9 protein-coding genes are annotated in these 6,641 nt (G+C 43.5%); 3 read left to right on the plus strand and 6 right to left on the minus strand.

Annotated elements, in window-relative coordinates; all coding sequences use genetic code 11:
- Positions 1–200: 200 nt before the first annotated feature.
- From QZY95_RS12775 to QZY95_RS12785, 3 genes are read right to left on the minus strand one after another with little or no spacing between them, the layout of a single operon-like run.
- A complete protein-coding gene (locus QZY95_RS12775; RefSeq protein WP_290924104.1) occupies positions 201–785 on the minus strand; it encodes a bifunctional nuclease family protein in 585 nt (194 codons plus the stop codon).
- Positions 779–2,131: a tRNA (N6-isopentenyl adenosine(37)-C2)-methylthiotransferase MiaB gene (gene miaB, locus QZY95_RS12780; RefSeq protein WP_290924106.1), complete on the minus strand. Its 1,353-nt coding sequence runs from the start codon at positions 2,129–2,131 to the stop codon at positions 779–781. The genes QZY95_RS12775 and miaB overlap by 7 nt, the downstream gene beginning before the upstream one ends.
- Positions 2,132–2,173: 42 nt before the next feature.
- Entirely contained in the window at positions 2,174–2,416 is a 243-nt protein-coding gene (locus QZY95_RS12785; RefSeq protein ID WP_290924108.1) for a hypothetical protein, read from the minus strand.
- Between the two features lie 237 nt (positions 2,417–2,653).
- Here QZY95_RS12785 and QZY95_RS12790 point away from each other — a divergent pair, with 237 nt between their 5' ends.
- Positions 2,654–2,857 carry a heavy metal-associated domain-containing protein gene (locus QZY95_RS12790; protein ID WP_290924111.1) on the plus strand — a complete coding sequence of 68 codons (204 nt, stop codon included), beginning with the start codon at positions 2,654–2,656 and terminating at the stop codon, positions 2,855–2,857.
- A gap of 133 nt (positions 2,858–2,990) precedes the next feature.
- Here QZY95_RS12790 and QZY95_RS12795 read toward each other — a convergent pair whose 3' ends face one another.
- From QZY95_RS12795 to cutA, 3 genes are all read right to left on the minus strand, one after another.
- Complete coding sequence (locus QZY95_RS12795; RefSeq protein ID WP_290924115.1) at positions 2,991–3,470, minus strand: ferritin family protein; 480 nt, start codon at positions 3,468–3,470, stop codon at positions 2,991–2,993.
- 282 nt (positions 3,471–3,752) lie between these two features.
- The gene (locus tag QZY95_RS12800) at positions 3,753–4,673 is read right to left on the minus strand and encodes a carbohydrate kinase family protein (protein ID WP_290924116.1); all 921 of its coding nucleotides are present in this window, start codon (positions 4,671–4,673) and stop codon (positions 3,753–3,755) included.
- A gap of 13 nt (positions 4,674–4,686) precedes the next feature.
- A complete protein-coding gene (cutA, locus tag QZY95_RS12805; RefSeq protein WP_290924120.1) occupies positions 4,687–4,998 on the minus strand; it encodes a divalent-cation tolerance protein CutA in 312 nt (103 codons plus the stop codon).
- 246 nt (positions 4,999–5,244) lie between these two features.
- On the opposite strand from cutA, the gene nth reads away from it, so the two are divergent.
- Together nth and QZY95_RS12815 are read left to right on the plus strand one after the other, a co-directional pair.
- The gene (gene nth, locus QZY95_RS12810) at positions 5,245–5,883 is read left to right on the plus strand and encodes an endonuclease III (protein ID WP_290924123.1); all 639 of its coding nucleotides are present in this window, start codon (positions 5,245–5,247) and stop codon (positions 5,881–5,883) included.
- 153 nt (positions 5,884–6,036) lie between these two features.
- Positions 6,037–6,561 carry a hypothetical protein gene (locus tag QZY95_RS12815; RefSeq protein ID WP_290924126.1) on the plus strand — a complete coding sequence of 175 codons (525 nt, stop codon included), beginning with the start codon at positions 6,037–6,039 and terminating at the stop codon, positions 6,559–6,561.
- Positions 6,562–6,641 lie beyond the last annotated feature (80 nt).

Consider the following 6,641-nt stretch of genomic DNA (forward strand, 5'->3'; position numbering starts at 1 on the left):
CTCCTGACGGTTGTTCTTGTGCAGGAATGGAAAACTGTTTCGTGTAGCGTTTCATGACGGATATCCAACTGATGAGAAGTAGAGTTCAGGTGAGCTAAAAAGTAGTGTGAAGTGTTGTCATAAAGAGTGACTATGATCCGATGTGTAGGAAAGGTAAATTAAAAATAATGAAAAACGCCCTGCTGAGCAGGGCGTTTTATTTACATTTTGTATTTCGTATCGGGTTGCATCTTTTTTAGTAGATCAGCTAACGATTCATCATCGTTACCGCGATCCGCAGCTTGTGCAACGCGTCTGGAATCTATCTGAGTTTGTTCCGAATTCTGTGCAGAACGCATCATTTGTGCTGCACCGTCTTTTGCCGGATCGCTTGGCTGCGGAGCTTTTTCACCTTCCGCATTTGTTGCTTCAAGCACATCATCAGAAACCAGAATCGGAATGCCTGCACGCAAAGCCAACGCAACAGCGTCTGATGGTCTACAGTCTATGCGGCTGCGTTTGCCCCCCATATCAACATCAAGCTCTGCGAAGTACGTTCCGTTTTCAACACGTACAATGTCCACTCCCAATAACTGGGCACCTAGTTCTTCAATGCTGCTGAGCATAAGGTCATGGGTCAGAGGACGTGGAACTTCCACCTGATTGAGAAAGATGGAAATAGCCATTGCCTCCATCGCACCTATCCAGATATTCAGCATTCTTTCGCCTGCCGGATCTTTAAGCATAAGTATGGGGGCTCGGGTTTTCTTATCCAGCGAAAGTCCGGCGACTTCCATTCTTACCATGTGTCTCCTGCCTTTTCAGCAATGAGAGAGTGTCTGGTGGCTTTGGTAACAGTTACCGGAAGGATTTTTCCTGTAACATCTTCACCTTCAGGCAGGGTGACGATCACCAACTGACCATATATATCCCGACCTTGCCATGACACGCCCTCGGTTCCGGGACGTCTGCTGACTCCTTCGAAAAGAATGTCCAGTTTTTTACCTACCATAGATTGGAGGATGCGTTCAGTATTATCTGTCTGCCATGCTTGATAGCGTGAAAGTCTATCCTGCATAACTTTTTTATCTACCTTATTCGGCAGCATTTCTGCTCTGGTTCCCGGACGGTCAGAGTAGTTGAATGAGAAACTTTGTGCGTAGTCTGCAATCTTTGCAATACGCATTGTTTCAAGGAAATCTTCTTCTGTTTCACCGGGGAAGCCGATGATCATATCTGTAGTGAGCTGGATGTCGGGCCGTACTGCTTTAAGTTTTTCTACAATAGTAAGGTATTTTTTAATATCATACTTGCGTCCCATTTTTTTCAGAACAGCGTCGGAGCCGGACTGAAGAGGCAGATGCAGGCGAGGGCAGAGAACATCCAGTTCGCCGAATGCTTTGATAACTTCATCCGCAATATCTTTAGGGTGTGATGTAACAAAACGAAGACGTTTTAAGCCGTCCAGTTCTGCAATTTTATAAAGCAGTTCGGTAAAGGAGGTACCGTCACCGTGGCTGTCTTGCCCGAAAGAGTTCACGTTTTGCCCAAGCAGTGTGATTTCGCGTGTGCCGCGTGAAAGCAAATCTTTGCATTCATCGATAATTGCCTGAGTCGGGCGGGATTTTTGACGTCCTCTTGTGTACGGTACGATGCAGTATGCACAGAAGTTATCACAGCCTGTCATAATATTTACAAAGCTGGAAACCGGTGCTTCAGAGTCATCCCAGTTGCCGTCACGGTCTGGATATTCTTCTGAAAAATCAAGAAGGCTCATGCGCAGTGAAGGATCGTCCACGAGTCTGTCGAGAGCCTGAGGCGCAGAGGAAAGGCCGTCTGTGCCAAAGACAAGGCGAACCTGTTTGAAGCGTTTGAAGAATCCACGACCGACTTGCTGTGCAACACATCCGCCAACAGCAACAATAACGTCTTCACGACCTTTGGTCATAACGTTGATGCGCCCCAGAAGACTGTATACTTTTTGCTCAGGTTTTTCCCGAACTGAACATGTGTTTACAATGAATACGGAAGCATCTTCCGGTTTTTCACATTCTGTAAAGCCTCTGGAAGCAAGGGTGCGTTTCAACCAGTCAGAGTCGCTGACGTTCATCTGGCAGCCGAACGTCATTATATGAAATTTGCGTTCAATCATAAAAAAATCTCGTTATTGCCTGTTGTGGTGGCGGGCAGTCTATTATTGAGGAGAGTTGGTGTCGTTTTCGTTGCGGAACATGGCAGGCACGGATTCACCCGGAGCACGCATTCCCCCGATGGCAAATAATGCCATAGGAATAAGCAGGCATAAGATTCCCCAGAAAAATGGGTTACGCCCTTTTTTGTGCGCTAGTACTGCGCCAATAATTCCGGCGACAGACCAAATAAGAAACATGTAGATATATCCGGTATTGGAAAAATCAAGTGCCAGCATATCGTTCATGACAGCTCTCCGTAAAAGTATCGTTTCCGCGTGAATGCGGTGAGTATCAATACGGTATAACAGTAGTGGGTGCAAGTGAAGCAAACTGTATTTCCTATTGGCAGGGTAGGAATTACGATGTATAGCAAAATAACCTTGGAGTTGTCATGAAGAACGGGGCGTTATGTGTTGTTATAACGACTTATTTCTCAATACGTTCTTTATTTAGATGAGATAACAATGCTGGAGGATAGTGATATGGCTACATTAAAAGTTTCCGGAATGAAAAGTCCTGACTGTGCTGCAACTATTTCTGAAGTGGTAAAAACCGTAGATGGTGTTGAAGTTGTAAACGTTAATTATGCCACTGGTGAAGTTACCTATGGTCCGACAGAGTGTGTTGATCCGGCATTGATTGAAGAGATGATTAAAGAGGCTGGATACGAACCGGACGATAATTAATTCGAGTGGTTTGTTAATCGAATATGTATGGAAAAGGCTTAGAGGAATATCCTCTAAGCCTTTTTTTACATGCAGGTGTGCAGGAAAACAGAGCTGTGAATACGGTATGGGGTATGTTTCCTGCGAAGTTGTACTACAATTTTGAGTACATGTTCTGTAATCTGATTAAGTGGAGTTTTTCCTCCTGAGCACATTCTTTTACGGCTGCTTTTTCAGATTCAGGAACAAAGGTTTCCATTTCTACAAAAAAGAGCAGGGTGTCTTTTTCAAAGTTCATTGCCATTCTGATAGCTTCTTTTTCATCTTCCAATGCATTGAGTTGCTTCTCAACACTTTCATCGGAGAACAGAGCGTGAGATTCTACAAGTCCTTGAATGTAAGAACCATATTCTTCATCGGTAGCCCATGCAGGAAGTTCAATATCTCCTAAGCGATCTGCAAGATCCTGAAAGATTTTCTGGTGTTTTGTTTCTTCTACTGCAAGGTAATGAAACAGTTCACGGGTTTCAGGAGTTTTTGCTGCTTCTTCAAGACGTAAGTAAAACTGACGACCTTTTTTTTCTATTTCAACTGCAATATTTGCTATTTCATTAGCACGAAAAAAACTTGCCATGAGATCTCCTAATGTTTTGTGTTGCGTGATTGTGCCGTACAGCGTGGAGTTCAGAAATCAAATCGCTGGGCAACATATATTTGTTGTGCACAGGAAAGGGGGAAGGCGTCAATGAATACGTATTTCATGTCGGTGTTGCACCTGATAAAATAACGGGTGAAGGACGTTGCGGGAGTTTGTTGGAAATGAAAAAAGCGAGCTGCGAAAAAAATCGCAACTCGCTTTTTGTTTTTTTTACGGCATCTTGCTACCTATTCTTGAGGCAGAGAAGCGTGTAAAAGTCTAAAATGCTTCAGAAAAGCGTTTGTTGAATTCGTCCTGTGTGAAGGTGTGTTCACGGGTGCCGTATTTTTCTACGCAGAAGCTGGCAGCTACAGCACCGAGTTTGGCGGATTCTTCAACGGATTTTCCGTCCATAATCCCTTTGAGCAGACCAGCGCGGAATGCATCACCGCAGCCGGTTGGATCAAGGACTTCAGTAGGTTTTGCAATGCCTACTTCGATTGGTTTGCCATTATCAATTCTTGAGCCGTTTTCAGCGAGAGTTGTGATGATGTAATCACACTTTTCAAGCAGCTGCTCTTTGGAAAGGCCTGTAGCATTTTTGATAAGCTCCAGCTCGTAGTCGTTTGATACGAGCATGTGTGCGCCTTCAATGCATTCAAGCATTTCTTCACCGGAGAAAATAGTAATCTGCTGACCTGGATCAAAGATATAGCGAATGCCCTGTTCACGGAAGTACTTAGGCAGATTCATCATGTCATCTTTGTTACCCGGAGAGATAATAGCAATATCGTTTTCTTTTGAAAGAGTCGGGAATTCGTAGTTACAAGGATGAATCATAGCACCGGGATGGAAGCCGGTAATCTGGTTGTCACCCTGATCTGTTGTGATATGAGCACTTGCAGTAAAGAGATCGTCAACAACGCGGATGCCATCAAGTGGCAGATCCTGCTGTTCCATCACTTCTTTGTAGCGACCAAAATCCTTCCCTACTGTAGAAAGAACAACTGGTTTTTCTCCGAGCAGTGCAAGAGAATGGGCAATGTTTCCAGCGGTACCGCCAAGTTTTTCTTCCAAACGTTCAATAAAGAAGCATACATTCAGCATGTGGATTTTGTCAGGAAGAATATGGTCTGCAAATTTTCCATCAAAGTTCATAATGCGGTCGTAGGCGATTGAGCCGAATACATAAATGGCCATTGGACTAGAGCTCCTAGCGGGTTTCGTGTTCGATCCAGGACAAAAATTCAGGATTTCCGCCTGTAATAGGAATAGAAATAATACAAGGCACATCGTAGCTGTGAAGTTCACGTACCCGTTTGGTCAGTGCTGTAACTTTTGCTTCTGATGTCTTTGCAATGAAAACGACTTCATGTGCCGACTGCACTTCATCTTCCCAAGTGAATATTGATTCAACATTGGGAAAAATATTGATACATGCAGCAAGGTTTTCTGAAACAAGTTCCTTGCCGATTGACCGAGCTTCTTCAGGAGTTGGTGCTGTCATGTATACGAGAAAAGACATAGTATCTCCATTTTGTTGAAGTGCGTTGAACAACAGCGCGACAGTACAAAAAGTTGTTGTAGAGAGCAATTGTTCTGCGGCATGTTGTTATAAAATATTGAATGTCCAGTAGAGACCGTCAAAGGGCAACATCATTGCTTGCTAACGCTGCATTCTTTTGGGCAACTGTTTGTGGGAAATGCGCTGCCATAAGTATAGGTTAGTAATTATTTCGGGATAATAGTATTACATTTTGTTGGAGAATTAATGCGTAAAAAAGAACGTGCATTAGAAATGCTGGCGCGATTGCATAAAAGGTATCCTGTAAAATCAACGCATTTGAACTTTACCACCGTGTGGGAATTGTTTGTTGCAACGGTGCTTTCTGCCCAGTGTACAGATGAGCGGGTTAATAAAGTTACTCCAGCTTTGTTTGAACGGTGGCCTACTCCGTATGAACTAGCTGAAGCAGATGTGCAGGATGTTGAGGAAATGGTTCGTTCTACAGGTTTTTACCGTAATAAGGCAAAAAATATTGTTGCCGCTGCACAGCGGGTTGTTGAGGTCTACGGGGGAGAGATTCCCAAGACTTCAGAAGAAGTTACAACGCTGGCTGGAGCTGCACGTAAGACAGCAAACGTGGTGTTATGGAATGGCTATGGCATTAATGAAGGGATTGCGATTGATACCCATGTAAAGCGTATTGTTTTTCGTCTCGGGTTAACAAAATCTACTAACCCTACAGTGGTTGAAAAAGATCTGCTTCCGCTGTTTCCCAAAGAGGAGTGGGGATTTGTCAACCATATGCTCGTGTCATTTGGACGAGATGTTTGTATAGCGCGCAGTCCACAGTGTGAAGTTTGTGAAATGGAAGAATTTTGTCCGAAAAAGGGGCTAAAGAAATAGATTGAAATTGAAGAGCCTCAAAATTTGCCTCAAAAAGGTTAAGAATAGGTTAACCTCTTAAAAAATATAAAAATTTATTAAGAAGTCATTTGTTCTGCCGATATATTTATTGCGCTATGTTTATGTCTATAAATATTTTTTAAGGTGGTTAGGATGTCATTAGTCAATTCTTTATTGAAAAAGCCTGTAGAGGTGACTGAGCTTCAGCAACGAGCTCAGAAAATTCAAAAGAAAGCAGACGTAAACGTGTCTAACTTGTTTACAGGGCAACAAACAGATCATTCTCGTTATATTCGAGCTACAGTAAAGTCTGCCGAGGCAGTACGTAGTGCGATGGATAACAAGATGAGCACGATGACTTCACTTCTTCAAGCTCAGATGGATTATGAGAGTAATTTGTCAGATGAAAGAGCTTCTTCGAATGGGAAACTTGATTTTTCATATTCTCAACGGGCAAGAATTGGGGCTCGCGCTGGAAGATTGTTAGCTTTCGACCAACACAGGCAATTACAACGTGACAGCGATGCCAGTGCTGAACGCGATAGAGTTGATGCACGTGCTTCTGAAATTGTTTCAGGGCTTCAGCAAGCAGCTCCGCAAAAAGTGCACGTAGCTTCTCCTGTTCGGAGCAGTGGAGGAGGCGCGAAGGTACAGGTAAGGGTTTCTATTCGCGTGTAGTATTTGTCAGGTAGCGACAGCAAGGTGATCATATGTCATTAGTTAATTCTTTATTGAAAAAGCCTGTAGAGGTGACTGAG

This window comes from Halodesulfovibrio sp., assembly GCF_015482765.1.
In the GTDB taxonomy this organism is placed as follows: Bacteria; Desulfobacterota; Desulfovibrionia; order Desulfovibrionales; family Desulfovibrionaceae; genus Halodesulfovibrio.